Below are 24,295 nucleotides of genomic sequence, written 5' to 3' on the forward strand. Positions count from 1 at the left end.
CTCTCCGGTTTGCGGTCAGGAACCTCGATGTGATCTCATCGGGCGATGACGATCGAGCTCACGAGGCCCACCACCGACCTGTTCGACTCCTGGGCGGCTGCCGTCGCCGAATTCGGTGACGGGCACGTCGACGGATCGGGTCTGCACGCGCCGGTCACCCCGGATGGTGCGACGCTCGACGCCCTCATCGAGAAGTCGAGGCTGCTCGCCGACACCGCGGCCGATCTGCCCGAGGATGCCGTGCACAACGACCTCTACTGGATCGTCGACGACGGCGAGGTCGTCGGGTTCCTGTCGTTCCGTCACGATCTCAACGAGTGGCTCCGCGAGGCGGGTGGACACATCGGTTATTCGGTGCGCGAGTCGCGTCGTCGTCAGGGATACGCGTCAGCGGCGTTGCGTCTCGGGCTCGAGCGGGCACGCGAGATCGGACTCGAGCGCGTGCTCGTCACGTGCGACGACGACAACGTCGGCTCGTACCGCACGATCGAGGGCGCCGGAGGTGTGCTGCAGGACGTCAGCGACCAGTCGGCGCGTGGTCACGCCATGCTCCGCCGGTACTGGATCACCCTCTAGCAGCGAGAGCCGGGGACTCGGGGCTTACTCCGCGACGCGGGCGGCGATGTCGGTGCGGAAGTGCGAGCCCTCGAGAGTGATGCGGCCGATGGCCTCGTACGCCCGGTCGCGAGCGGTGCGGAAGTCGGATGCCACGGCGACGACGTTCAGCACACGACCACCGGTCGCGATCAGCGAGCCTCCGGGCGCATCGGGGCTGGCGGTCGCAGCGTGCACGAGGCGCACGCCCTCGACGGCCGCCGCATCGGCGAGGCCCTCGATCGGGCGGCCGGTCTGCGGAGCCTCGGGGTAGCCCTCGCTGGCGAGGACGACCGTGATGGCGACATCGTCGCTGAAGACCGGCTCCGGCTGGTCTTCGAGAGTGCCGGATGCCGCGGCGAACAGCAGCTCAGACAGCGGCGTCACGAGGCGAGGAAGCACGATCTGCGTCTCGGGGTCGCCGAAACGGGCGTTGAACTCGATCACGCGCACACCGAAGGGAGTCAGGATGAGGCCCGCGTAGAGCAGACCGATGAACGGGGTGCCCTCTTCGTCGAGCTGACGGATCACGGGCAGCGCGACGTCACGCGTGACCTCTTCGACGAAGGCCTGTTCGCTGCCGAACTGATCGGCCAGCCACGGCAGCGGAGAGTATGCGCCCATGCCGCCGGTGTTGGGGCCCTCGTCGCCGTCGAGCGCGCGCTTGAAGTCCTGGGCAGGGCTGAGCGCGCGCACGGTGTCGCCGTCGCTCAGGAAGAACAGCGAGACCTCGGGGCCGGAGAGGAACTCCTCGATGAGCACGGGGCCGGAGGGCAGATAGTGCTCGGCGTGCGCGAGGGCTTCCGCACGGTCGGAGGTCACGATGACGCCCTTTCCCGCGGCGAGCCCGTCGGCTTTCACCACGTGGGGGGCGCCGAGGTCGTCGAACGCGGCCTCGACCTCGGCGGGGGTGGTGGCGCGCACCGCTCGTCCGGTCGGCACGCCGGCGGCATCCATGATCCGCTTCGCGAACGACTTGGAGCCCTCGAGTTGAGCCGCCGCCTTGCCGGGGCCGAACACGGGGATGCCGTGCGCGCGCAGCACGTCGGCGACACCCGCGACCAGCGGTGCTTCGGGGCCGACGACAACGAGGTCGACGGCGTGCTCGTTGGCGAATGAGGTCACCGCGGCGCCGTCGAGCATGTCGAGGGTGACCGGCGTCGCGTCCTGCGCGATTCCGGCGTTGCCGGGGGCGACGACGATCTCGTGCTCCGCGGTCTCTGCTCGCAGAGCGAGGATGATCGCGTGCTCACGGGCACCGGAACCGAGGACGAGAATCTTCACCTGTCCAGACTACCGAGGCGGGCGCGCGGGTTTCGGCTGGTTGCGCCTCAGAGTTCGACCGGGCGCTCCGCCGAGGCATCCCAGGGCACGGTCCAGCCGGCGGCGTCGAACAGCGCATCGAGCACCATCGCCGTGAAGCCCCACACGATCGTGCCGTCGACATCGAACGCGGGCCCCTTCCAGGTGCGACCCATGCGGTGGATCGTCGAGGTGAATCGGGTCGCGGGATCGAGCAGCTGCGCCACGGGCACACGGAACACGTCGACCGTCTCGGCGTGATCCACGGCCGCCACACGCGACGGCGAACGCCACCAGCCGAGCACGGGGGTGACCATGTGGTTGCTCGCGGCGAGCGGGATCTCGGCGAGAGTGGCGAGGACCTCGACGCCCGCAGGGTCGAGACCGGTCTCCTCCTCGGCCTCGCGCAGGGCTGTGGCGACGGCATCCGCATCGGCATCCTCGGCCCGGCCGCCCGGGAACGACACCTGCCCGGGGTGCGACGACAGCGTGGCCGCTCGGCGCTGCAGCAGCACGTCGAGATCCGCGGCCATGGTCGCGGCGTCGTTCTGCGCCGGGATGCTGTCGAGCTTTCCGAACAGCACGAGCACGGATGCCGCATGCGCGGTGCCGTCGACCGGAGGCAGGGGCCTCGTCCAGCCCTCACTGCGCTGCGTCGCGGCGAGCAACTGGGCTCTCGCGCCGTGCAGGGTGTCGGGATTCCGGCTCATCGCCTCGAGCTTATGCCTGCGCGGGGCATCGGGGGGGGCGGAAGCCGGTGTGCACCAGCGAAGCAGCGAGCCGGCTCGGCGTACCCTGTTCCCATGCCCTCCAGGAAGATCGACATCATCGACGGCCGCGCGGCGCTCGATGAGGTGCGCGGGGCGGATGCGGCTGGAGAGAAGCCGCAGCGCACCGATCTCGCGACAGCCGTGCGCTACCTGCTGCAGCTGCTCGACGAGAAGGCTCTGGGCAACAGCGTCGAGGTGCGGGTGCCGCCGTTCGGCGCCGTGCAGGTGATCCAGGGCCCACGGCACACGCGCGGCACTCCGCCGAACGTCGTCGAGATGGACCCGGCCACCTGGATCGCCGTCGCCACGGGTGCGGAGCACTGGTCGGATGCCGCCGGCTCGGGCCGAGTCAGCGCCTCGGGCACACGTGCCGATCTGTCGGACGTCCTGCCGCTGCGTCCCTGACCCGTAGAAGGCGCCGGCCCGGGGCCGCACCACGGCGACGCCGAGATGCTCGGCAGACCGGCACCCCTCCCACAGGCAACAGTGGGAGAATGGGTGCATGTCCTCCCACGATTCCCCCCAGACGGTCGAGGCGACCGTCCGCCGCGTGCCGCGCTTCGGCGTGTTCATGGGCATCGGCGTCGTGCTCGGCATCATCGCCGCGGGCATCCTGACGATGATGGGCAGCTTCGAACCCTCCGAAGCGGCGAACGTCGTCTACCCGCCCGGACAGGTGTTCGGCTTCCTGCTGCTGTGGACCGTGCCGATCGGCTTCGCCCTCGCGAGCATCGTCGCGCTGATCCTCGAGCGGCTCGCCCGCCGCCACGATCACGTCGTCAGGGTCGAGCACGAGACCATCATCGAGAACGACTGACCCGCTCGCGCGCAGCAGGCCCCGTCAGGCCAGCTCTGCGATGATCGGTCGGATCGCCGCGTCGAACGACACCACGTCGCGGCGCAGCCCGTCGGTCACCGCGACCGTGAGGGCCCCGATCCACCAGATCCCCCGCTGCGAGAACGGCAGCACCTGCACGTTGAGCTCGAACGAATGCGCACGCCGCCCGATCTCGCGCTCGAACTCGGCGATCGCGCTCGCATAGGCCCGGTACGCCTCGCCGCCGATGTTCCCGTTGCCCGACCGGCTCGCCATCGAGCTGCGGATCGACGCGACGTAGCGATCGTGCGCGACCCGGGCGAAGTGCATCGCCGATTCCGCATGCGGGGGGATCGCCGAGGCGAGTTGCTCGGCACCTGTAGCAGGCAGGGCCACGAGAGTGTCGAAGCCCTCGATGAGCTCGAGCGGCACGCCGGAGGGGTGCGCGCGGGGTTCGACCGTCATGTCCCAGTAGTCGCGCCACTGCTTCTCGAGCTCGGGTGTCACCTCGACGGCATCCGGCGCTCTGACGGGCAGATCGCGCAGGCTCGGGAGGTCCTCCGGGGCCCGGATGCCGAGGGATTGGCGCAATGCGAGCGCGACGAGCACCGGAACGCTCGCGTCTTCGCGGATCAACCACTGCGGCTTGTCGGCCATGGCCCCATCGTAGGAGATCGAGGGCGGGGAGAGGTGGTCCCTCCGGGCGGTAGGCTGGAGGTGTGGCTGCCTCCCCCACCAATCCCTATTCCGAAGCCGGCGTCGATACCGCTGCAGGCGATCTCGCCGTCGAGCTGATGAAGTCTTCCGTGCGCGCGACGCACGGCCCTGAAGTGCTGGGCGGTGTCGGCGGGTTCGCCGGCCTGTTCGACGCGAGTGCGCTGCGCGACTTCCGTCGCCCGTTGCTCGCCACCAGCACAGACGGCGTCGGCACGAAGGTCGCCATCGCGCAGGCCATCGACAAGCACGACACGATCGGCCAAGACCTGGTCGGCATGGTCGTCGACGACATCGTCGTGGTGGGCGCCAAGCCGCTCTTCATGACCGACTACATCGCCTGCGGCAAGGTCTTCCCGCAGCGCATCGCCGACATCGTGCGCGGCATCGCCGAGGCGTGCACCGCCACCGGCACCGCACTCATCGGCGGCGAGACCGCCGAGCACCCCGGGCTCCTCGGACCACGCGACTACGACGTGGCAGGGGCGGCGACGGGCGTCGTCGAGGCCGACGGCATCCTCGGGGCCGACCGTGTGCAAGACGGAGACGTCGTCCTCGCCGTCGAGTCCAGCGGGCTGCACTCCAACGGCTACTCGCTCGTGCGTCATATCGTCACGAACGCGGGAATCGGCTACGGCGACAACGCCGCCGACTTCGGCAAGACCTGGGGCGAGGCTCTGCTCGAGCCGACGCGCCTCTACACGCTTCCGCTGCTGCGTCTGATCGAGCAGCTCGGCGGCGCAACAGGGGAGGGCGGAGTGCACTCGCTCAGCCACGTCACCGGCGGCGGCATCGCGGCGAACCTCGCCCGTGTGCTCCCGCAGGGCAGCTGGGCAGAGGTCGACCGCAGCACGTGGTCGCCGAGCCCGGTCTTCCGCGTGCTCAGCGACATCGCAGGGTCGACGCTGGAATCCGCCGAGGGCACCTGGAACCTCGGCGTCGGATTCCTCGCGATCGTCGCAGCCGACAAGAAGGATGCCGCCATCGCGGCGCTCGCGGCAGACGGCATGCCCGCGTGGCAGGTCGGAACCGTGGGCTTCGGCGCGCGTCCGGCAGGAGAGTTCGAACAGGGCGCCAAGGGCGTCGACGGTGGAGCAGTGCGCCTGGTCGGCGCCTATGCGGACGGAGCGAAGTAAGAGTCCATGTGCGGCATCGTCGGAATGGTGGGCTCTGCCCCGGTCAATCAGGACATCTACGACGCACTCCTGCTGCTGCAGCACCGCGGTCAGGATGCGACGGGCATCGCGACAGCCGAGGCGAACGGCGTCATGCACAATGCCAAGGCGCAGGGGATGGTCCGCGAGGCCTTCCGCACTCGTGACATGCGCGGACTCCTCGGCAACGTCGGACTCGGGCACGTGCGCTATGCCACGAAGGGCACGGCGTCGAACGAAGAGGAGATGCAGCCGTTCTACGTGAACGCGCCGTACGGCATCATCCTCATCCACAACGGCAACCTGACGAACACGCGTGAGCTCACGGCCGACATGGCCAAGCGCGACCGCCGTCACCTCAACTCCTCGAGCGACACCGAGCTGCTGCTCAACGTTCTCGCGGGCGAGCTGCAGAACACGACCTCGACGGTCGACCTCGACGCCGAGCGCGTCTTCGAGGCCGTCGAGCGCACTCATGGGCGCATCGAGGGCGCCTATGCCGTCATCGCGGTCATCGCCGGTTACGGTCTGCTCGCATTCCGCGACCCGTTCGGCATCCGCCCCCTCATCCTCGGCCGTCGACCGTCGACCGTCCCGGGCGCAGAGGGCCGGGACGAATGGGTCGTCACGAGCGAGTCGCTCGTGCTCGAGAACGCCGACTACGAGGTGGTCCGCGAGGTCGAACCCGGCGAGGCGATCTTCATCACGAACGAGGGCGAACTGCACAGCAGGCAGTGTGCGAAGGATGCGACGCTCGCGCCGTGCGCGTTCGAGTACGTCTACCTCGCTCGCCCCGACTCGGTCATGAACGGCGTCTCGGTCTACGAGTCCCGTCTGCGCATGGGCGACAAGCTGGCCGACACGATCGCCAAGCACGTTCCGATGGACAAGATCGACGTCGTCATGCCGATCCCCGACTCGTCGCGCCCCGCGGCCATGGAGGTCGCTCGCAAGCTGGGCATCGAGTACCGCGAGGGCTTCTACAAGAACCGCTACGTCGGCCGCACCTTCATCATGCCCGGGCAGGCCGTGCGCAAGAAAAGCGTGCGTCAGAAGCTGAACGCGATGTCGACCGAGTTCCAGGGCAAGAACGTGCTGCTGATCGACGACTCGATCGTGCGGGGCACGACGTCGAAGGAGATCATCCAGATGGCCCGCGACGCCGGCGCCACCTCGGTGACGTTCGCATCCGCAGCGCCGCCCGTGCGATACCCGCATGTCTACGGCATCAACATGCCGTCGCGTCACGAGCTCATCGCCCATGGGCGGACGATCCCCGAGATCGCCGCCGTGCTGGGCTGCGATCACCTGGTCTACCAGGAGGTCGAAGACCTCAAGTCCGCGATCACCGAGGGCTCCGTGCTGAGCGATCTCGACATGAGCTGCTTCGACGGCCGATACGTCACCGGCACGGTCTCCGACGAGTACCTCGCGTGGGTGGAGGGGTCGCAGACCTCGTGACCACGGGTGCGCAACCGCTCTGGCGCGGACGTGCGCTCGCCCTGATCGGCATCGTGCTGGTCGCCTTCTCGCTGCGGTCCGCCGTGGCATCCCTGTCACCGGTGCTCGATCACGTCGCAGAGGACTTCGCGGTGTCGTCGGTCGTCGTCGGTCTGATCGGCGCGGCGCCGCCGGTGTGCTTCGCCGTCTTCGGTCTGCTGACCCCGCTGTTCGAGCGCCGCTTCGGGCTCGAGCGTGTGGCGGTGGTCGCGATCGGTCTGATCGCAGCAGGTCTGCTGCTGCGCGGTCTCGCGGTCGATTCGACGTCGCTGCTCGCTGCGACCGCCGTGGTCTTCGCCGGTGTCGGGTCGGGCAACGTGCTGCTGCCACCCCTGGTGAAGAAGTACTTCCCGGATCGACTCGGTCTGATGATGACCGTGTACTCGACCACCATGGCGGTGTCGACGTTCGTGCCGCCGCTGGTCGCGGTGCCGGTCGCCGACTCGGCGGGGTGGCGGGTCTCGCTGGGCCTGTGGGGCGTGTTCGCCGCGATCGCGCTGGTGCCGTGGGTGGTGATGCTGGTCACGAGTCGAGCGGATGCCGTCGCGGCAGCTCCGCGGAGCGCCGCCTCGACTGCCGACGCGGCGGGCGACGAAGTGGATGCCGCCTCGATGGCGACCGGCCCGATCGCGACGACGCCCGCGAGCCCTCGCGTCTTCGGTCGGCTCTGGCGGCTGCCCATGGCCTGGTCGATCGCGTTCGTGTTCGGGGCCTCGTCGACGATCGCCTACGTGTCGTTCGCCTGGCTGCCCACGATCATGATCGATGTGGGCGGCGTGTCGCCTGCGAACGCCGGGCTGCTGCTCTCGTTGTTCGGCCTGATGGGACTGCCGTGCTCGCTGCTCGTGCCGATCCTCATCGTGCGCTTCCAGGCGACCAGGCCCGTGTTCTTCATCGCGATCGCCTTCGGGCTCATCGGTCTCACGGGAATGCTGTTCCTCCCCACCGTCGGTCTGCCGCTGTGGGTCGCGTTCTTCGGACTCGCGGCCGCGCTGTTCCCGCTCGCGCTCGTGCTGCTCAGCATCCGCTCCCGCACACCCGAGAGCGCCGTCGCGCTCAGCGGGTTCGTGCAGAGCATCGGCTACGCCGTCGCGGCGGTGTTCCCGTTGCTGATCGGACTGCTGCACGACGCGACCGGCAGCTGGCTGATCCCGCTATGGCTGCTCGTCGGAGTGCTGGTCGCTGTGATCCCCGCCGGGTGGGTCGCCGGACGCCGTCGCACGATCGAAGAGGACTGGGAGCGCCGGCACGGCCGGTGGTGAGTCGCGGGGAGGCAGGCGCCCCGGTGTGGCCTCAGTGCGCCCGCACTTCGTCCCCGACGCTGATGATGCCGCCGGCCCACTCTGCTGTTCCTTCCGCTGCAGCCTGCCCCGGAAGCAGCAGTCGGCCGAGAGTCGGCTCATCCTGCCCGAGGTCGCTCGTGAGAGTCTTCAGCACCTTGGCATCGCGCTCGCCTGTGTCGGGGTTGGCGTGGGTCGCCAGACAGCGCACGATCGGGCCCGCCGTGCGGAACGTCACCTGACCTATGCTCAGCTCCCCTGTCCAGTCGAGCTCTGACCAGGGGGCGCTGCCGTCGATCACGACGTTCGAGCGGAATCGACGGTCGTCGATGCCGAAGCCCAGGGCGTCGCTCAGCGCGTCTACGCTGCCGCGACTGTGCACGGAGACATATCCGCGAGCGCGGTCCTGGAACCTCGACGTCACTCCATCGCCCACCAGCACGAGCGGCAGCCGCCCCGGGCGTCGGATCCGCCGGCCTTCCGCACTCGCGAGCACGAACTCGGTCACGGCATCCGCGAGCTCCACACGGCCGGCGTCATCGAGTCCCGCCTCGACGAGCACTGCTCCGGCGTGCGCGATCCGCACGCGCTGCCGATCGTCGTCGAAGTCGGTGCGCAGCGCCGCGAGCCCGGGAAAGTCCTGCAGCGAGAGCCCCTTCGCCTTCGGCCAGTGGTCGAGTCCGTCGCGATGCTCCGGAGCGCTCGCATCGGCGAAGCGGAACGCCAGCACGCGATCGCCGGCGATCCGGCCGTCGGGTTGCACGGTCAGGGAGTCGACGGATTCGGGAGTGAAGCCCTTGATCGGGTGACGGAAGAGCGAGACGACGCGAGCCATGAGGAGATCCTCTCAGGCCGGGCGCGGTCGGTCTGCCACCGACAGTGCTCGGTCGGCGACGGGCTCCGGCATTCCGGGCACGACGAAACCCCCGTGCATCGCACGGGGGAGTCGACGACGAACGAATCGGCGGTCAGGCCTTTTCGAGTTCGTCCTCGTCTTCGTCCGCATACTCGTCGGCCCACTTGTCGACGTATGCGTCTTCAGCATCGCTCGGGTGCGCGAGCTCGCGCTCGAGCGCCGAGTAGTTCACCGACGGACTGAACGACTTCAGTTCGCGGGCGATCTTGGTGTGTTTCGCCTTTTGACGGCCACGGCCCATGCCTGAGACCCCCTCACGAGTTAAGCTGCGGACAAACATCTGCCCGAGTCATTCACGACACCGGCTGAGGGCCGGTAAGAGTAGCATTCAGAATAGCACGCGGGTAGACCGCACTGGCTCGTTGCCAGGTTGGCGAAGGGAGCGATCCTCATGACCGAGAACAACGCCACTGCCTCTGATGAGGCGGCACAGAACGCGACGCTGCAGAAAGCGGTCATCGTAGGGATGCAGCCGGGGCAGCCCTCGCGGGTGATCGAGGAGGCCGCACGCTACGCGCGTCTGCTGCGTGTGCCTCTCGTGGTGGTGCACGTCGACGTCACGCGCTTCGTCACCTATGAGGACCCCGACGGATACGTGCACTCCGCGCCGATCGACATCAATCTCACTGCGGGCGTCGCCGAGTTCGAGGTGGTGCAGTCCGAGGCGGCCGCCGCACTCGATGGCACGGGCCTCACCTGGACGGCCCGCCAGCTCGTGGGCGACCCGGCCCTCGCGATGAAGCAGCTCGCGAACAAGCTCGATGCTCAGCTGATCGTGGTCGGAACCCGCAAGCGCGGCATCGGCGAGTCGATCCGGGAGTTCTTCACCGGATCCGTCGCCGCCCGACTCGCGCATCGTCAGCAGCGGCCCGTGATGGTCGTGCCCCTGCAGGACCCGGTGCCCGACACCCAGCCCGAGATCTGGACCGAGTAGGGCTCGTCCGTCCTTTCCGGTTCGGATGGCTGGTCGAATCCCGCCGGGCGGGTCAGATCGACCGGACGGCCCAGCCGACCGGGAGAACGTCAGCCATCCGCACGACCGAAGCCCCTCTCGTCGTTCGACGAGAGGGGCTTCGGGTATCAGGTGAACGCGGGGTCAGCGCCCGAGCGACGCCAGTGCGGTCGTGATGCCGCGGGCGGCGGCATCCAGCCCGTCCTCGAGCTGCGTGACGACGGATGCCGGCAGCGTGCCGCCCTTCGCCACGTGGGTGCGGAGGTCGGTGCGCACGCGGGCGCGGAAGGCGTTGATGACGGCATCCGCTCGATGCATCTCCTCGCGGCTGATGATGCGCTCGTCGTCGCCTGCGGTGCGCGGGCGAGACTTGGATGCTGCGCGGTCGTCCTTCTCGGCGGTGGCGAGGTCCGCGCGGAGGCTCTTCATGGCCTCTTTGACGCTCTGCCGAACCTCGTTGGCGATGAGTCGCACCGAATCGGTGAGCCCTGCCTCGATGCCCGCGAGGTCGCCCTCGCGGGAGGTGAGCTCGGCGCGTCCGGCATCCGTGATCGCATAGATGGTGGTGCGACCGTCGGCGGTTTTGCTCACCAGGCCTTCTTCCTCGAGCTTCGCGAGCCTCGGGTAGATGGTGCCGGCGCTCGGCGTGTACGTGCCGCCCGTGCGATCGGTCAGGGCCTGGATGATGCCGTAGCCGTGCTGGGGTGCCTCGGCGAGCAGCGAGAGCAGGTAGAGCCTGAGATCGCCGTGGGAGAAGACTGCGGGACTCATGCTTCCTCCCATTCGGGGTCGTTCTCGATCGAGGTGGGCGTGCGGCGGAGCACAGTCACGCCACCCGAGACGGAGTTCGCGCGCAGGTCGACGAAGCGTCCTGCGAGCTCTCCGGTCGAGCCCGTGTAGTTGTTGATCCCGGAGGAGCCGCGCTCGATGCCGTCGATCAGCAGTCGGCCGCTCAACGAGCGCACGACGTAGTTCGCGGCGAGCGACTCGTCGAGGCGAACGGTGGTGCCGCCGGAGACCGAGTTGATGTTGATGGCGTTCACGTCGCCGGCGGCGTCGACGAGGGTCGACCCCGAGACGATGTCGACCGTGGCGCGACGGATGGTGCCGGTGACGGCCACGTCGCCCGAGACGCTGTTCGCGCTGATCGAGCCGGTGAGGCCGCGCACCTGAACGTCGCCCGACACCGAGTTGACCGTGAGGTCTCCGATGAGGGTGTCGACGATGATGTCACCCGAGACCGTGTTGAGACGGGCGTCGTTGCGGATGCCCGAGACGAGTGCGCCGGCGCTCACGACGCCGAGGTTGAGCGCGATCGAGCGAGGCACCGCGACGCTGACCTCGGCCCTGGGGCCGCCCGAGCCGAAGTTGCGGAACACCTCGAGGAAGTTGTCCCAGCCGAGCTGCGGGTGGTCGATCTCGACCTCGCCGTCGTTCGCCTCGATGCGGAGGTCTTTGGTCGTGACACCGTGCACCTCGATGCGGATGCCGGGTTCGTCGTGCGCGATGACATCGACCTGGCCGCCGACCAGACCGATCTTCAGTCGGGTGACGTTCTCGATGTCGATGACACGTTCTTCGCCGGGGGCGATGAGCCACTTCTCGGTCATGTCTGCTTCTCCTGGTTCGAGGGAACACGATATATCGTGTGTGGCGAGCATAACACGATATATCTCGATTGTGTCAAGAGGGAGGTGCGTGGGTGTGCCGTTTGCAGGACCCCGGCACGTCTGCAGGACGATTCGGCCGGGATTCTCCTGCAGACGTGCTTCGGTCCTGCACACGGGCCGGGCTGGCCGGAAGGGCGGATGCCGCTTGCGGGATCCCGGCACGTCTGCAGGACGATTCGGCCGGGATTCTCCTGCAGACGTGCTTCGGTCCTGCACACGGGCCGGGGGTACTCAGACGAGGGGCGGGGTGTGCCAGATGCGGTCGATGTAGTCGCGGATCGAGCGGTCGGATGAGAAGAAGCCGGTGCGGGCGACGTTCAGTATGGCGGAGCGGGTCCACGCATCCTGGTCGGCATACGCGGCATCCACTCTGCTCTGGGCCGTGATGTACGACCCGTAGTCGGCGAGCACCATGAACCGGTCCTCGTAGAGCAGATTCGAGACGACGGGCTCGAACACCGAGCGGTCGCCGCGTGAGAAGGCGCCCGAGGCGATGAGGTCGATCGCCCGACGCAGCCCCTCGTCGGCCTGATAGAAGTCCTGAGGCCGGTAGCCGCGAGCCGACAGGTCGGAGACCTCGGGCTCGCTCATGCCGAACAGGTAGAAGTTGTCGTCGCCCACGAGCTCGCGGATCTCGACGTTCGCCCCGTCGTCGGTGCCGATCGTGAGCGCCCCGTTCAGCGCGAACTTCATGTTGCCGGTGCCAGACGCCTCCTTGCCTGCGAGCGAGATCTGCTCCGACAGATCGGCCGCGGGAATCACCCGCTCGGCGAGGGTGACGTTGTAGTTCGGCGGGAAGACGACCTTCAGCCGGCCCTCGAGACGCGGGTCGGTGTTCACGACTTCGCCCACGGCGTTGATCAGGTGGATGATGCGCTTCGCCATCGCGTAACCGGGGGCAGCCTTAGCCCCGAAGATCGCGGTGCGCGGCACGACGTCCGACACCGCGGTGCGCCCCGAGATCACGCCCTCGTAGGTCGTGACGATGTGCAGGACCTTCAGCAGCTGCCGCTTGTACTCGTGCAGGCGCTTGACCATGACATCCAGCATGTGCCCGTCGCTGATCTCGACGCCGTCTCGCTCGCGCAGCACTGCGCTGAGACGCCGCTTGTTCGCGGCCTTCACCTGGGCGAAGGCGGTGCGGAACTCGGCATCCGCAGCGAACGGCTCGAGTTCGCGCAGCCGTTCGAGATCCGTGGTCCAGCCGTCGCCGATGGCCGCAGTGATGAGCGTCGAGAGTTCGGGGTTGGCGAGGCGCAGGAAGCGCCGAGGGGTCACGCCGTTCGTGACATTCGTGAACTTGCCCGGGAAGAACGCATCGAAGTCATGGAGCACCTTGTCGCGCAGCAGCTGCGAGTGCAGCTCGGCGACGCCGTTGACCTTGGCTCCTGCGACCGTCGCGAGGTACGCCATGCGCACCGAGCGCACCGGATGCTCGGCGATGATCGACATGTTGCGCACGAGCATCTCGTCGTCGCCGAAGCGTTCGCGCACGGCCATGAGGAACTCGTCGTTGATGCGGTAGATGATCTCGAGGTGTCGGGGCAGCAGGCGGCCCAACAGCTCGACCGGCCAGACTTCGAGCGCCTCGGGAAGCAGTGTGTGGCACGTGTACGCGAAGCACTGCTGCGTGATCGCCCACGCGGCATCCCACTCGAGGTGCTTCTCGTCGATCAGCACGCGCATGAACTCGGGCACCGCGATCACCGGGTGGGTGTCGTTGAGCTGGAAGATCACGCGCTCGGGCAGGTTCGCGAGGTCGAAGCCCTCGGCGAGCATGTTGTCGAGGAAGTCGTGGATGGATGCCGCGACGAAGAAGTACTGCTGCTGCAGGCGCAGCTCCTTGCCCTGCGGAGTGGAGTCTTCGGGGTACAGCACCTTCGAGATGTTCTCGGCGTAGGTCTGCGCCCGCACGGCCTCTTCGTAGTCGCCGGAGTTGAAGATGCGCAGGTCGAAGGCGCTCGTGGCGACAGCGCTCCATAGGCGGAGGGTGTTGACGCGACCGTTCTGGAATCCGGGGACCATGTAGTTGTACGGCACGGCCTGCACATTCCAGGCGGGGATCCAACGGCTGCGGGTGACGCCATCGTCGTCGTACTTCTCGGTGTGGCCGCCGAACGCGATGGTCTGCGCGTCTTCGGGACGGGCGAACTCCCACGGCGAGCCGAGGGTGAGCCAGGAATCGGGCTGTTCGACCTGCTGGCCGTCGATGAAGGTCTGGCGGAAGATCCCGTACTCGTAGCGGATGCCGTAGCCGATGCTCGGCACGGCCATCGTGGCGAGCGAGTCGATGAAGCAGGCGGCGAGGCGGCCGAGCCCTCCATTGCCGAGTCCGGGCTCGACCTCGTGGGCGCGGAGTTCATCGAGATCGAGGCCACACGATGCCAGGGCCTCGGTCGCGACGTCGGTGAGGTCGGCGGCGAGCAGGTTGTTGTCGAGCTGGCGGCCGAGCAGATACTCGGCCGAGAGGTAGAGGTAACAGACGCCCTTCGCCTGCACCTCTTTCTGGTGCCGCACATCTTCGAGCCACCGGGCCATCAGATAGTCGCGCACGGTGTGAGCGAGGGCGAGGTAACGATCGTTGGCGCTGGATGCCGACAGCGCGACACCCCGGTCGAGGTTGAGGTTCTGCAGGAAGCGCTTCGTGAACTCATCCGCTGTGCTCGGCGGAGCGATCACGGGGGCGAGAGCGAGCGGATGCGTGGCGGAGCGTGATTCGGGCACGTGTCGACCGTAGCGAGCGGCGGGCCGATCCGGGTGACGGACGGATGAAGAATATCGGTTGGTCTCACCGCTTGACCTTGACGCAGCGTCAACTTCTACCGTGGAGTCATCGAAGAACGGATTCACGGAAGGAGGAAGCGATGACCGGTCGTGATTGGTCGATCCAGGAGATCGCCCGACTCGCGGGCACCACCAGCAGAACGCTGCGTCACTATGACGACGTCGGCCTGCTGCCGCCGTCGCGCATCGCGCACAACGGCTATCGCCACTACGACGAGGCTGCGCTCGTGCGCCTGCAGCGCATCCTGCTGCTGCGCGAGCTCGGACTCGGACTGCCGCAGATCGCCGAGGTGCTCGGCCCTTCGACAGGCTCAGGGACCCAGGCGACAGGCTCAGGGGCCCAGGCGACAGGCTCAGGGACCCAGGCGGCAGGCCGGCAGAGCGAGGAGTCCGCTCTCGAGACACACCTCGCTCTGCTGCGCGAGGAGCAGAACCGGCTGGCGCGACAGATCGCGTCGGTCGAGAACACCATCAACGCATTGAAAGGAGGTGAAGAACTCATGGCAGAGAACATGTTCGACGGTTTCGACCACACCCAGTACAGGGAGGAGGTCGAAGAGCGCTGGGGTCGCAAGGCCTACGCCGACAGCGTCCACTGGTGGCGCGGGATGACCGACGCCGAACGAGCCGACTGGCAGCAGCGTGTGTCCGACCTCGGTCGCGACTGGATCGCGGCCGCCGAGAGCGGCATCGACCCGGCATCCGCCGTGGCTCAGGACGTCGCCCGCCGACACGTCGAGTGGCTCACCGGCATCCCGGGAACCCCCGCGGCCGCCCTTCGACAGGCTCAGGGACCGGATGAATCGGCCAAGGCGTACGTCATCGGGCTCGGTGAGATGTACGTCGCAGATCCGCGCTTCGGTGCGAACTACGCGACGTCGGCCGGGGGCACGCAGGGAGCGGAGTTCGTCCGCGACGCACTCCGCGTCTACGCGGAGGCCAACCTGTAGCCGCGGGACTGCATCCGCCGGTGATTGCGGGGTCAAGAACGCATCCGCCGCTTCGTGCGGGGTCAATAACGCATCCCAATCGCACGATTCGGGTGCGTTTTTGACCCCGCACGGGCGGGAGGGTGCGTTTTTGACCCCGCACGGGCGTCAGCACGGCGCGGCACGGGGCGCCGCACGGCACGCGAGCGTTCTCGACCACACCCCACCCCCGCTTTGCACAGATCGAGACACCACGGCAAGGCCGAGATCGGATGCCGATGCGGGGCGTAGTGTCGTGCCATGGCCCCCCGCCGCAGACGCACCGATGCCGCGCCGCTGTTCGCGGCGGCCGCCGTCGCCTACGCCGCGAACGTCGCCCTCGGTTCGGCCGTCGCCGCCAAGGTGATCGATACCAGCAACTTCCGCTGGCTGCACCACGCGATCTACATCGCCACCTGCGTGATGTCTGCTGCCGCGTTCTCCGCCGTGCTCTGGGGCAGGCCGAAGTTCGCGAGCCGCCGCGCCGCGCTCGCGCTCGCGCCCGCCGCGGCCCCGCTCGCCGCCATCCCGTACCTCGGCACGCACAGCCGACGGCATCCGCTGGTCGCGCTCGCCGCGGCCCCCTTCATCGTCGCGGGCCTCATCTGCTCGCGCCTCGCCACCGACCGGAAGTGAACGCATGGAACTGCTCGACGCCATCCGCCGCCGCAAGACCACGAACGGGCCGTTCCTGCCCGACCCGGTGTCGGAGGAGCATCAGCGCATCCTGCTCGAGGCGGCCGGTCGCGCGCCCTCGCAGCTGAACAGCCAGCCGTGGCGGTTCGTGGTCATCGAGAACCGCGACACGATCGATCAGATCGCTCGTATCTCGGGCGAGAGCATGACCGAGGCCATGTCGAACGGCACGTTCTTCGAACGCTACAAGCCGTATTTCCGCTTCAGCCAGGCCGAGATGGAGGAGAAGCGCAGCGGGATGCTGTTCGACAAGCTCCCCGCTGCTCTCCGCCCGTTCACGAGCCAGGTGTTCACGAAGCGCGGCCAGAAGCTGATGAACACGTTCGGGGTGCCGAAGACGTTGGGCGAGGAGAACCACAAGCTCGTCGGGGGCTCGCCGCTGCTGCTCGGCGTGATGCTCGATCGCAGCGAGTACCGGCCAGGCCAGCTCTCGTCGTTCTACTCGGTTTTCAGCATGGGCGCCGCGATGGAGAACGTCTGGCTCACCACGGTCGAGCTCGGAATGGGCATCCAGTTCATCTCCTTCCCGATGGAGGTACCCGGTCGCTGGGACGAGATCGTGAAGCTGCTGCGCGTGCCCGACGACCTCGAGCTCATGGCCGTGTACCGCCTCGGCTACCTGCCGCCCGATCAGCGCCGCCCCGCGATCGACTGGTCCAGCCACCAGCGCAAGCTCGCCTCGCAGTACGTGTTCCGCGAGAACTGCGACGAGCCCCAGCAGGGGTGGGACGCACCGCCGGTTGCTTCTCGCGAGTAGTGGTGCCGCATCTCCGCTGCAGGTGCCGCGTCCTTGCGACACCTGTAGCATCCTCGCTACCATAGCGATATGGATGTTCCTTCGCTCCTCGATGCACTCGGCAGCACCCCGAGTGCGTCGGCGCGAGCGACCGGGCTCGCACGCTCGACCATTCAGCGCGTGCGCGATGGGAAATCTTCACCGACGATGGAGACCCTGCGCGAGCTCGCGCTGGCGGCCGGGTACGACATCGACCTGAGCCTGGTGCCCGCGAGCGATCCGGCAGCCGCGGTGGCAGCTCGGGTGATAGCCGATCCCGCGACGCCGACGCTCGAGGATCTGGCGGGCTGGGAGATGGTTGACCAGAGCGAGGTCGAGGCCGTCGCACAGTGGGTGTCTCGGCTCGAGCGCCAAGCGCCGAATGACCGGAGGAGGTTGCTGGAACTCGCGGGCCGCTATTCGGCGCCGCAGCATCGAAAGGGTGCGCGCTTCTTCGTTCCGAGGTCGGGGCTCAGCCAGGAGCAGACCGTGGACGTCGCCAACAGCGCGATCGGCCACCTGAGTGGAGCGCTTTCGGGTGTGGCCGCTGCGGGGGTCTATCTCGGCCACGCACCGGATCCGGGCCCGATCGTGATCTGGTCGATCGATCCGCGCGCTGTCGCAGATCGGCTGGCCGCAACACTGCGTGAGGCCGGTGAGTATCAACCGGCGGGTGTGCTCCTGGCGCCGACGATGCGTGCGTACTTGGTCGACACGATCATGCCCCCCGTCTGGCCCCACCGGGTCGTCTCGCCGATCCAGACGGCGATCGACCTCTATGGTCTGGGTTACACCGAACTGGCTGACGAGATCACGGAAGGGTGGTGACCCGGGATGAGCGAGCGAGGTGAGGATCAGGCGCCCGACGAGAAGTGGGGCATGACGGCTGCGGAGTTCGCCGTGCGCGCGGCCGCGAACCGGGCGCGTCACCAGGCAGGACCGAGCACTCGTGATCCCATTGCCAGCGACGCGACGCGTCAGCTGCGCACGGGAAGGATCACGTGGCGGCCGGGAGCAGTCGACTTCGACCTCATCAGGCCGTCCACGGTGGAGCGCGCTCTGTTCCGACTCGAGAAGTCGCTGCCGGAGCTGGTGTGGAACGCGGCCGCTCTCGAGGGCAACACCTTCACGCTGCCGCAGGTGCAGACGCTGCTCGATGGCGTGACCGTCGGAGGGAAGAGAATCGAGGAAGCGGAGCAGATCCTCGCTCTGAGCGACGGTATGGGGCTGATGATCCGAGCGGTGCGCGACCGGTCGTTCTCGCTGAACAAGGAGATGAGTGACCGTATCCACGGTGTCGTGGCGGAGCACGAGGCGATCGAGTCCGGGAGCTTCCGCGGCGAAGGAACCGTCAACGGCGGTGGCGCTGTGCGCCTCGCCGCCGGGGGGACCGTGGATGGCGATCCGACCGGAACGGGTGGCGAACAACTGCAGGCGGACTACAGGAACCTGCTCGCGGCGCTCGGTGCGCTCAGAGATCCGAGGGCGCGAGCGCTCGTATACTTCGCCTCGGCGACCCGTTCGCAGTTCTACTTCGACGGAAACAAGCGCACCGCGCGCATCATGATGACGGGCGCACTGATCCAGTCAGGCTTCGAGCCGGTGAACATCCCGTTCGCGAGACAGGAGGAGTTCAACGTCGCCCTCGACGAGCTCTTCCGCACGGACGATGCCACGCGGCTCGTGGGGTTCCTCACGACCTGCACGATGCTCGACGCAGCGTGACCTCGTCGGCGAGCTGACGATCAGCCGCCGCTCTTGCGGGGCAGCGGCTTCAGATCCTGCAGGGCAGGGCCCTCGATGCGCGTGCCGTCCGCCTCGAACCGAGAGGCGTGCAGGGGGCAGTCCCAGGTGCACTCCTCGTCGTTCCAGGCGAGCACTCCGCCGAGGTGCGGGCAGACTGCCGAGACCGAGCGTGTGACCCCGTCGACGGTCGAGATGCCCACGGGGCGGCCGCCGCGGTTGGCGACCACGCCTTCGCCTTCCGATGGCTTGGTGACCGGCACGGGGTTGCGCTCGGCCTCGACCCAGCCGCTGGTCGCGGCCGCAGCGACCTTGGCTCCTTCGGCGGCTCCTCGGGCGAGATCGGCGGGCACCGTCAGTCGCGTGCCGATCTTGACCATCCATGACGGCCGATCATGCCAGCTCGCCCCGAGGATCTCGGTGGTCAGACGGAGCGCCGCGGCCGGCGCGTTCGACAGGCCCCACTTGGCGTATCCGGTCGCGAAGCGGATGCTGCCGAGTCCCCGCGGCATCGCACCCACGAACGGGATCTGATTGTGCGACTCGTAGTCCTGAGCCGACCAGCGGTGCGTCTCTTCAGCATCCGGAAAGTACTGCCTCGTCCAGTCGATCAGATCGTCGACAGCGGCGGCCTCGCTGTCGGAGCGCCCGACCGGATGCCCGTTGCCGCCGACGATGAGCTGTGCCGTGCCGCCGGGACCGTCGGCGGAGGAGACCGGACGGATCGACCGGCTGGGAGAGTCGAGCGAGATGAAGGTCGACTCCGGCACCTCACCTGCGATGCGGAACGACACGCAGTACGACCGGAACGCCCGCATCTTCGCGAAGTACAGCCCGCGGTCAAGGATCGGGTAGCCCGTCGCGATCACGATGTTCTCGGCGAACATAGGCCCGACCGGCGTCTCGACGCGCGGCTCGGGAAGGACATGGGTGGCGGTGACCCTGACTCCTGTGTGCAGCGTGCCGCCGGTCGCGAGCAGCTCCTCCGCGAGCGCCTGCGTCACGAGCGCAGGGTCGATGGTCACCTGGTCGTCGAGGGCTGTGGCGCCGACGACGGGGAAAGCCGCTTCGGAGAGCTCCGCGCGTGTGAGCACTCTGGTCTGAAGGCCCGCCTCGCGCGCGGCTTCGTGCACTTCGCGCACTGAGTCGAGACCGCTCGGATCCTGCGCGTACGAGTGGTCGGTGCGCCGCTCGTACGAGACGCCCGCGTGATCGGCGAAGCCGACCAGCCAGTCCATGCCCGCACGGTTGGCCTCGACATACGCCTGAACCAGGGAGGCGGAGTGGTGCCTGCGGATCTCGGCGAGCCGCTTGCCCTGCAGCAGGGTGAGCTTGCCGGTGTTGCCTCCGGTCGCCAGCTCGGCGACCTCGCCTGCCTCGATCACCGCGACGTCGAGCCCTGCGCGCGTCAGCATGACCGCCGTGGTCAGGCCGGTGAGGCCCGCGCCGACGATGATCACGTCGTGCCGTGCGCCGGGGTCGAACGGTGTGCCGATGGGCGGAGTCCGGTCGAGCTTCCACAGTGGCTTCATGGAGTCAGTCTTCGCCCCGGCGCCGCTCCGTCACACCCGGTTGACAATCAGCGGATGCGTTGCAATGGCGCGGCTAGAGTTGTCGCGTGACTCTCCGCAGCCTCCTCCTCGTCTTCGCGGGAGGCAGCATCGGCACGACGGCTCGGCTCGGGGTCGCACTCTGGATTCCGGACGCCGGGGGCTTCCCGGTCTCCACTCTCCTGGTCAACGTGATCGGGGCGCTGCTGATCGGCATCCTCGCCGCGCGGCTGCCGCAGACCACTGGTCTGCGGGTGTTTCTCGGCACCGGCGTGCTCGGCGGCTTCACGACCTACAGCGCGTTCATGACGGGCACGGATGCTCTCTGGGCGGATGCTCCGCTGCTCGCCTTCGCGTACGCCGCGGGCAGTCTCGTGCTCGGTCTCGCGGCCGCGGCGCTCGGGGTGCGCCTGGGCTGCCCCCGTTCGACCACCCGCGTCGCCGGAGCCGACTCGTGAGTCCGCTGCTGTTCATCGGAGCCGCGCTCGCCGGAGGCGTGGGGGCAGCGTTGCGCTATCTCGTCGACATCGGTGTTGCGAAGGTCGCCGGGCGGCGCTTCCCGTGGGGGATCCTCGTCGTGAACCTCACCGGCTCGTTCGCGCTGGGCGTCGTGACTGCGGCGCTGCCTGATCAGGCGTTCCTCCTCGGCGCCGGTCTGCTCGGCGGCTACACGACCTTCAGCACCGCGATGCTCGACACGGTCGCGCTGTGGCGCGACGGCGAGCACAGGGCATCCGCGTTCAATGCCGTCGGCATGCTGCTGCTCGGCCTGCTCGCAGCGGGCTTCGGGCTGGCGCTCGGTTCGCTGTTCTGACACCGCTGTTCTGACTCCGCTGTTCTGACTCCGCTGCCGCGGGTGCAGATCGATGCTTGCGCCGCTCGCCCGGACAGGCTATTCTCCTTGCTAATCGTTTAACTGCTAATCGTTTAACACACGAGATCCCGACGCAGCGACGATTCCCTGCACCCGTCAAAGGAGACATCGATGCCCCGCACCTCGCACCGCACCGTCGGCGCCCTCGCCGCGTCCGCGGCAGCCGTCCTCGCGCTCAGCGCCTGTTCGCCCGCCGCCGGAGGCGAGAGCTCGTCGGGCGGCGACGTGACCCTCAGCTACGCCATCTGGGATGAGAACCAGAAGCCCGCGATGGAAGACATCGCCGCAGCGTTCGAGGAGGAGAACCCGAACGTCACGATCGACATCCAAGTCACTCCCTACAAGGAGTACTTCACCAAGCTGCAGACCGCCGCCACGGGCGGTTCCGCCGCCGACGTGTTCTGGATGAACGGTCCGAACTTCCAGCTCTACGCCTCGAACGGCCAACTCGCGCCGCTCGACGATGCGGGCGTGGATGCCGCCGACTACCCCCAGGGCCTGATCGACCTCTACACGTTCGACGGCGCACTCTACGGGGCCCCGAAGGACTTCGACACTGTGGCGCTCTGGTACAACAAAGCGCTCTTCGACGCCGCCGGCGTCGAGTACCCGACCGCCGGCTGGACCTGGGACGACTTCACCGCGGCCGCCGCCGCGCTGACCGACCCGGCGAAGGGCCAGTTCGGCGTCGCCGCGAGCCAGTACGGCCAGGAGAACTTCTACAACTCGATCGCTCAGGCGGGCGGCGAGGTCATCTCCGCCGACGGCACCGAGAGCGGCTACGGCTCGCCCGAGGCTCTCGCCGGCATAGAGCTGTGGACCGACCTGATCGAGGCGGGGTCGTCGCCGACCGCACAGCAGATGACCGACACGAACCCCGAGGACTTCTTCCTGTCGGGCAAGATCGCGATGTTCCAGAACGGTTCGTGGGCGGCGATCGCCTACGGCGACAACGCCGACATCGCCGACACGGTCGACGTCGCGCCGCTCCCCGAAGGGCCGAAGGGCAACCAGAGCGTGATCCACGGCGTGGGCAACGTCGCCAACGCGAAGAGCCCCCATGTGGCCGAGGCCAAGGCATTCGCGGCCTTCGCCAGCGGCGAGCAGGCGGCCGAGATCCAGGCGGCGACCGGCACCGTGATCCCCGCGTTCAACGGCACCCAGCAGGGCTGGGTCGACGCGCTGCCGCAGTACGACCTGCAGGTCTACATCGACGCCCTCGACACCGCGGTGCCCTACCCGGTCTCGAAGAACACCTCGGCGTGGACGAGCATCGAGAGCGAGGTGCTGTCGCAGGTCTGGTCGGGTGCCGTCGCGCCCGACGCAGGCCTGAAGGACCTCGCCGCGCAGATGCAGGCGGCGCTGGACGCCGAGCAGGAGTAGTCGCTCATGACCGTCACCGCGTCGCCCCCGCGCGCGCAGGCACAGCGGATGCCGGAGGCCACGAGCCCCGGCCTCCGCCGCCGTAGCCGCAACCCGGGTGCCTCCCCGTGGTGGGCACTGGTGTTCATCGGACCCACCGCCCTCGGCATCGCCGTGTTCTATCTCTGGCCGACGGTGCGCACGCTCATCATCTCGTTCACCAAGTCAGGACCGTTCGGCGGCGCCGAGTGGGTCGGGATCGAGAACTACGCCCGCCTGTTCCAGGACCCTGAGCTGATCGGCGCGTTGCGCAACACCGCGCTCTACACGGTCATCGCCCTCATCGGCATCCCGCTGGCCGTCGGCATCGCCGCGCTGCTGAACACCGCAGGGCTCAAGGGGCGCAGCGCCTACCGGACGCTGTACTTCATCCCGGTCGTCACGATGCCCGCAGCGATCGCGCTGGTGTGGCGCATGATCTATAACGGCGATTACGGCGTGCTCAACGCCGCGCTCGGCACGGTCGGCGTCGAGGGGCGCAGCTGGCTCACCGACCCGAACACCGCCCTCGTGGCCATCGCCGTCGTGGGCATCTGGGCCGGGCTCGGCACCAACATCGTCATCTTCCTCGCCGGGCTCCAGGGCATCCCCGACACGATCATGGAGGCCGCCGACCTCGACGGGGCCGGCCCCGTGCGCAAGTTCTTCTCCATCACGATCCCCCTGCTGTCGCCCTCGATCTTCTTCGTCAGCGTCATCAGCGTGATCGGGGCCCTGCAGGTGTTCGACCTCATCTACATGATGCTCGGGCGCAGCAACCCGGCCATGCCCAACACCCGCACGGTCGTCTACCTGTTCTACGAAGCGGGGTTCCTCGACAACGACCGAGGGTATGCCGCCGCCGTAGCCTTCCTGCTGCTCGTGATCATCCTGCTGCTCACGGTCGTGCAGTTCCGTCTGCAGAAGAAGTGGGTGCACTATGAGTGACGTCTCGCTGGACACGCGCGCCGTCGTCGGGGCGTCGCCCGGGCGCGCGGCAGGGCGAGCGGGAAAGCCCCGCAACCGCGCCATCTGGATCGTGCACGTGGTGCTTCTCGTCGGCGCGATCCTGATGGTCTTCCCGTTCATCTGGCAACTGCTGACCTCGTTCAAGACGCTGTCCGACTCGGTGCAGGTGCCGCCGAGCCTGCTGCCGCGTGAGTGGGTGTTCACGAACTTCGGCGAGGTCTTCGACTCGATGCCCTTCGCGCAGATGTTCGCCAACTCGGTGCTGCTCACGGTCGGACGCACCGTCGGCCAGGTCGTGCTGTGCACCATGGCGGGCTACGCGTTCGCCCGCATCCCGTTCCCCGGTCGCAACGCGCTGTTCGTCGTCTTCCTGTCGGTGCTGATGGTGCCGTCGCAGTTGTACCTGCTGCCGCAGTACGAGATCATCCAGGCGCTGGGGTGGCTGAACACGCTGCAGGCGCTGATCCTGCCCGGCATCTTCAGTGCTTTCGGCACGTTCCTGATGCGGCAGTTCTTCATGTCGATGCCCGCCGAACTCGAAGAGGCCGCGCGCATCGACGGGGCGAATCCGTGGCAGACCTTCTGGCGGATCATGGTTCCGCTCGCGAAGCCTGGCATCATCGCTCTCGTGGTGTTCACTGTGCTGTGGTCCTGGAACGATCTGCTCTGGCCGTTGATCGTGACGACCGACCCCGCCAAGATGCCGCTGTCGGTCGGGCTCTCGCAGCTGGTCGGCATCCACGGCACCGACTACCCGGTGCTGATGGCAGGAGCGCTGCTCGCGACCCTGCCGATGCTGGTGACCTTCATGATCCTGCAGCGGCAGTTCATCCAGGGCATCGCCTTCAGCGGATCGAAGGGCTGAC

26 protein-coding genes are annotated in these 24,295 nt (G+C 68.1%); 17 read left to right on the forward strand and 9 right to left on the reverse strand.

From position 1 onward, the window contains the following. Window positions 1–45 precede the first annotated feature (45 nt). Window positions 46–576 carry a GNAT family N-acetyltransferase gene (locus ACIOU8_RS10640; protein WP_400789000.1) on the forward strand — a complete coding sequence of 177 codons (531 nt, stop codon included), beginning with the start codon at window positions 46–48 and terminating at the stop codon, window positions 574–576. Window positions 577–600: 24 nt separating this feature from the next. On the opposite strand, the gene purD is transcribed toward ACIOU8_RS10640, so the two are convergent. Then, window positions 601–1,878: a phosphoribosylamine--glycine ligase gene (purD, locus tag ACIOU8_RS10645; RefSeq protein WP_400789002.1), complete on the reverse strand. Its 1,278-nt coding sequence runs from the start codon at window positions 1,876–1,878 to the stop codon at window positions 601–603. A gap of 47 nt (window positions 1,879–1,925) precedes the next feature. Next, window positions 1,926–2,606: an NUDIX hydrolase gene (locus ACIOU8_RS10650; RefSeq protein WP_400789005.1), complete on the reverse strand. Its 681-nt coding sequence runs from the start codon at window positions 2,604–2,606 to the stop codon at window positions 1,926–1,928. Between the two features lie 93 nt (window positions 2,607–2,699). Here ACIOU8_RS10650 and ACIOU8_RS10655 point away from each other — a divergent pair, with 93 nt between their 5' ends. Together ACIOU8_RS10655 and ACIOU8_RS10660 are read left to right on the forward strand one after the other, a co-directional pair. After that, on the forward strand, window positions 2,700–3,071 hold the full coding sequence (locus ACIOU8_RS10655; protein WP_400789007.1) for a sterol carrier family protein: 372 nt from the start codon (window positions 2,700–2,702) through the stop codon (window positions 3,069–3,071). A gap of 97 nt (window positions 3,072–3,168) precedes the next feature. After that, the gene (locus ACIOU8_RS10660; protein ID WP_400789010.1) at window positions 3,169–3,483 is read left to right on the forward strand and encodes a potassium transporter Trk; all 315 of its coding nucleotides are present in this window, start codon (window positions 3,169–3,171) and stop codon (window positions 3,481–3,483) included. 24 nt (window positions 3,484–3,507) lie between these two features. On the opposite strand, the gene ACIOU8_RS10665 is transcribed toward ACIOU8_RS10660, so the two are convergent. Continuing rightward, window positions 3,508–4,140 (reverse strand): zinc-binding alcohol dehydrogenase, encoded by a 633-nt coding sequence (locus ACIOU8_RS10665; protein WP_400789013.1) that lies wholly within the window; start codon window positions 4,138–4,140, stop codon window positions 3,508–3,510. Between the two features lie 62 nt (window positions 4,141–4,202). Between ACIOU8_RS10665 and purM the strand changes: the two genes are divergently transcribed. The 3 genes from purM to ACIOU8_RS10680 are packed head-to-tail and all read left to right on the forward strand — an operon-like array spanning window position 4,203 to window position 8,113. Further along, complete coding sequence (gene purM, locus ACIOU8_RS10670) at window positions 4,203–5,333, forward strand: phosphoribosylformylglycinamidine cyclo-ligase (protein WP_400789015.1); 1,131 nt, start codon at window positions 4,203–4,205, stop codon at window positions 5,331–5,333. Between the two features lie 6 nt (window positions 5,334–5,339). Next, entirely contained in the window at window positions 5,340–6,812 is a 1,473-nt protein-coding gene (purF, locus tag ACIOU8_RS10675; RefSeq protein ID WP_400789017.1) for an amidophosphoribosyltransferase, read from the forward strand. Continuing rightward, complete coding sequence (locus ACIOU8_RS10680) at window positions 6,785–8,113, forward strand: MFS transporter (RefSeq protein WP_400789019.1); 1,329 nt, start codon at window positions 6,785–6,787, stop codon at window positions 8,111–8,113. The genes purF and ACIOU8_RS10680 overlap by 28 nt, the downstream gene beginning before the upstream one ends. Window positions 8,114–8,144: 31 nt before the next feature. Here ACIOU8_RS10680 and ACIOU8_RS10685 read toward each other — a convergent pair whose 3' ends face one another. Continuing rightward, window positions 8,145–8,966 carry an MOSC domain-containing protein gene (locus ACIOU8_RS10685; protein ID WP_400789021.1) on the reverse strand — a complete coding sequence of 274 codons (822 nt, stop codon included), beginning with the start codon at window positions 8,964–8,966 and terminating at the stop codon, window positions 8,145–8,147. Window positions 8,967–9,099: 133 nt separating this feature from the next. Next, complete coding sequence (locus tag ACIOU8_RS10690; protein ID WP_042537993.1) at window positions 9,100–9,288, reverse strand: DUF3073 domain-containing protein; 189 nt, start codon at window positions 9,286–9,288, stop codon at window positions 9,100–9,102. 150 nt (window positions 9,289–9,438) lie between these two features. On the opposite strand from ACIOU8_RS10690, the gene ACIOU8_RS10695 reads away from it, so the two are divergent. Beyond that, window positions 9,439–9,981, forward strand: a complete 543-nt coding sequence (locus ACIOU8_RS10695) for a universal stress protein (RefSeq protein ID WP_400789023.1) — start codon at window positions 9,439–9,441, stop codon at window positions 9,979–9,981. Between the two features lie 162 nt (window positions 9,982–10,143). On the opposite strand, the gene ACIOU8_RS10700 is transcribed toward ACIOU8_RS10695, so the two are convergent. The 3 genes from ACIOU8_RS10700 to ACIOU8_RS10710 all read right to left on the reverse strand — a co-directional run bounded on the left by ACIOU8_RS10700 (window position 10,144) and on the right by ACIOU8_RS10710 (window position 14,393). Then, window positions 10,144–10,770 (reverse strand): PadR family transcriptional regulator, encoded by a 627-nt coding sequence (locus tag ACIOU8_RS10700; protein WP_400789026.1) that lies wholly within the window; start codon window positions 10,768–10,770, stop codon window positions 10,144–10,146. After that, window positions 10,767–11,609 carry a DUF4097 family beta strand repeat-containing protein gene (locus tag ACIOU8_RS10705; protein ID WP_400789028.1) on the reverse strand — a complete coding sequence of 281 codons (843 nt, stop codon included), beginning with the start codon at window positions 11,607–11,609 and terminating at the stop codon, window positions 10,767–10,769. Before ACIOU8_RS10705 ends, ACIOU8_RS10700 begins: the two co-directional genes overlap by 4 nt. 291 nt (window positions 11,610–11,900) lie before the next feature. Beyond that, the gene (locus tag ACIOU8_RS10710; RefSeq protein ID WP_400789031.1) at window positions 11,901–14,393 is read right to left on the reverse strand and encodes a glycogen/starch/alpha-glucan phosphorylase; all 2,493 of its coding nucleotides are present in this window, start codon (window positions 14,391–14,393) and stop codon (window positions 11,901–11,903) included. A gap of 140 nt (window positions 14,394–14,533) precedes the next feature. Between ACIOU8_RS10710 and ACIOU8_RS10715 the strand changes: the two genes are divergently transcribed. The 5 genes from ACIOU8_RS10715 (at window position 14,534) to ACIOU8_RS10735 (ending at window position 18,617) form a co-directional block, all read left to right on the forward strand. Then, the gene (locus tag ACIOU8_RS10715; protein WP_400789033.1) at window positions 14,534–15,403 is read left to right on the forward strand and encodes a MerR family transcriptional regulator; all 870 of its coding nucleotides are present in this window, start codon (window positions 14,534–14,536) and stop codon (window positions 15,401–15,403) included. A gap of 279 nt (window positions 15,404–15,682) precedes the next feature. Continuing rightward, complete coding sequence (locus ACIOU8_RS10720; protein WP_400789035.1) at window positions 15,683–16,057, forward strand: hypothetical protein; 375 nt, start codon at window positions 15,683–15,685, stop codon at window positions 16,055–16,057. A 4-nt stretch (window positions 16,058–16,061) separates the two neighbouring features. Beyond that, the gene (locus ACIOU8_RS10725) at window positions 16,062–16,874 is read left to right on the forward strand and encodes a nitroreductase family protein (protein ID WP_400789037.1); all 813 of its coding nucleotides are present in this window, start codon (window positions 16,062–16,064) and stop codon (window positions 16,872–16,874) included. Window positions 16,875–16,943: 69 nt separating this feature from the next. Then, complete coding sequence (locus tag ACIOU8_RS10730) at window positions 16,944–17,720, forward strand: helix-turn-helix domain-containing protein (protein ID WP_400789039.1); 777 nt, start codon at window positions 16,944–16,946, stop codon at window positions 17,718–17,720. Between the two features lie 6 nt (window positions 17,721–17,726). Beyond that, complete coding sequence (locus ACIOU8_RS10735) at window positions 17,727–18,617, forward strand: hypothetical protein (protein WP_400789042.1); 891 nt, start codon at window positions 17,727–17,729, stop codon at window positions 18,615–18,617. A gap of 20 nt (window positions 18,618–18,637) precedes the next feature. Here ACIOU8_RS10735 and ACIOU8_RS10740 read toward each other — a convergent pair whose 3' ends face one another. Further along, window positions 18,638–20,167 (reverse strand): FAD-dependent oxidoreductase, encoded by a 1,530-nt coding sequence (locus ACIOU8_RS10740; RefSeq protein ID WP_400789044.1) that lies wholly within the window; start codon window positions 20,165–20,167, stop codon window positions 18,638–18,640. 86 nt (window positions 20,168–20,253) lie between these two features. On the opposite strand from ACIOU8_RS10740, the gene ACIOU8_RS10745 reads away from it, so the two are divergent. The 5 genes from ACIOU8_RS10745 (at window position 20,254) to ACIOU8_RS10765 (ending at window position 24,294) form a co-directional block, all read left to right on the forward strand. After that, complete coding sequence (locus ACIOU8_RS10745) at window positions 20,254–20,643, forward strand: fluoride efflux transporter FluC (RefSeq protein ID WP_400789046.1); 390 nt, start codon at window positions 20,254–20,256, stop codon at window positions 20,641–20,643. Continuing rightward, on the forward strand, window positions 20,640–20,999 hold the full coding sequence (locus ACIOU8_RS10750) for a fluoride efflux transporter FluC (protein ID WP_400789048.1): 360 nt from the start codon (window positions 20,640–20,642) through the stop codon (window positions 20,997–20,999). The genes ACIOU8_RS10745 and ACIOU8_RS10750 overlap by 4 nt, the downstream gene beginning before the upstream one ends. Window positions 21,000–21,170: 171 nt before the next feature. Continuing rightward, a complete protein-coding gene (locus tag ACIOU8_RS10755; protein ID WP_400789050.1) occupies window positions 21,171–22,442 on the forward strand; it encodes an ABC transporter substrate-binding protein in 1,272 nt (423 codons plus the stop codon). Window positions 22,443–22,448: 6 nt separating this feature from the next. Then, window positions 22,449–23,408 carry a carbohydrate ABC transporter permease gene (locus ACIOU8_RS10760; protein WP_400789052.1) on the forward strand — a complete coding sequence of 320 codons (960 nt, stop codon included), beginning with the start codon at window positions 22,449–22,451 and terminating at the stop codon, window positions 23,406–23,408. Next, window positions 23,401–24,294, forward strand: a complete 894-nt coding sequence (locus tag ACIOU8_RS10765) for a carbohydrate ABC transporter permease (RefSeq protein ID WP_400789054.1) — start codon at window positions 23,401–23,403, stop codon at window positions 24,292–24,294. Before ACIOU8_RS10760 ends, ACIOU8_RS10765 begins: the two co-directional genes overlap by 8 nt. The last annotated feature ends 1 nt before the right edge of the window (window position 24,295 follow it).

This window comes from Microbacterium sp. NPDC087589 (assembly GCF_044743635.1).
Taxonomy (GTDB): Bacteria; Actinomycetota; Actinomycetes; order Actinomycetales; family Microbacteriaceae; genus Microbacterium.

What these genes read in the sequence shown, in the direction of transcription:
- ACIOU8_RS10665 (WP_400789013.1), bottom strand. Translation starts at nt 4,140, where the DNA reads ATGGCCGACAAGCCGCAGTGGTTGATCCGCGAAGACGCGAGCGTTCCG.
- ACIOU8_RS10735 (WP_400789042.1), top strand. Translation starts at nt 17,727, where the DNA reads ATGAGCGAGCGAGGTGAGGATCAGGCGCCCGACGAGAAGTGGGGCATG.
- ACIOU8_RS10685 (WP_400789021.1), bottom strand. Translation starts at nt 8,966, where the DNA reads ATGGCTCGCGTCGTCTCGCTCTTCCGTCACCCGATCAAGGGCTTCACT.
- ACIOU8_RS10690 (WP_042537993.1), bottom strand. Translation starts at nt 9,288, where the DNA reads ATGGGCCGTGGCCGTCAAAAGGCGAAACACACCAAGATCGCCCGCGAA.
- ACIOU8_RS10720 (WP_400789035.1), top strand. Translation starts at nt 15,683, where the DNA reads ATGGCCCCCCGCCGCAGACGCACCGATGCCGCGCCGCTGTTCGCGGCG.
- ACIOU8_RS10755 (WP_400789050.1), top strand. Translation starts at nt 21,171, where the DNA reads ATGCCCCGCACCTCGCACCGCACCGTCGGCGCCCTCGCCGCGTCCGCG.
- ACIOU8_RS10740 (WP_400789044.1), bottom strand. Translation starts at nt 20,167, where the DNA reads ATGAAGCCACTGTGGAAGCTCGACCGGACTCCGCCCATCGGCACACCG.
- ACIOU8_RS10640 (WP_400789000.1), top strand. Translation starts at nt 46, where the DNA reads ATGACGATCGAGCTCACGAGGCCCACCACCGACCTGTTCGACTCCTGG.
- ACIOU8_RS10760 (WP_400789052.1), top strand. Translation starts at nt 22,449, where the DNA reads ATGACCGTCACCGCGTCGCCCCCGCGCGCGCAGGCACAGCGGATGCCG.
- ACIOU8_RS10650 (WP_400789005.1), bottom strand. Translation starts at nt 2,606, where the DNA reads ATGAGCCGGAATCCCGACACCCTGCACGGCGCGAGAGCCCAGTTGCTC.
- ACIOU8_RS10695 (WP_400789023.1), top strand. Translation starts at nt 9,439, where the DNA reads ATGACCGAGAACAACGCCACTGCCTCTGATGAGGCGGCACAGAACGCG.
- ACIOU8_RS10700 (WP_400789026.1), bottom strand. Translation starts at nt 10,770, where the DNA reads ATGAGTCCCGCAGTCTTCTCCCACGGCGATCTCAGGCTCTACCTGCTC.
- purF (WP_400789017.1), top strand. Translation starts at nt 5,340, where the DNA reads ATGTGCGGCATCGTCGGAATGGTGGGCTCTGCCCCGGTCAATCAGGAC.
- ACIOU8_RS10725 (WP_400789037.1), top strand. Translation starts at nt 16,062, where the DNA reads ATGGAACTGCTCGACGCCATCCGCCGCCGCAAGACCACGAACGGGCCG.
- ACIOU8_RS10730 (WP_400789039.1), top strand. Translation starts at nt 16,944, where the DNA reads ATGGATGTTCCTTCGCTCCTCGATGCACTCGGCAGCACCCCGAGTGCG.
- ACIOU8_RS10705 (WP_400789028.1), bottom strand. Translation starts at nt 11,609, where the DNA reads ATGACCGAGAAGTGGCTCATCGCCCCCGGCGAAGAACGTGTCATCGAC.
- ACIOU8_RS10715 (WP_400789033.1), top strand. Translation starts at nt 14,534, where the DNA reads ATGACCGGTCGTGATTGGTCGATCCAGGAGATCGCCCGACTCGCGGGC.
- ACIOU8_RS10655 (WP_400789007.1), top strand. Translation starts at nt 2,700, where the DNA reads ATGCCCTCCAGGAAGATCGACATCATCGACGGCCGCGCGGCGCTCGAT.
- ACIOU8_RS10660 (WP_400789010.1), top strand. Translation starts at nt 3,169, where the DNA reads ATGTCCTCCCACGATTCCCCCCAGACGGTCGAGGCGACCGTCCGCCGC.
- ACIOU8_RS10765 (WP_400789054.1), top strand. Translation starts at nt 23,401, where the DNA reads ATGAGTGACGTCTCGCTGGACACGCGCGCCGTCGTCGGGGCGTCGCCC.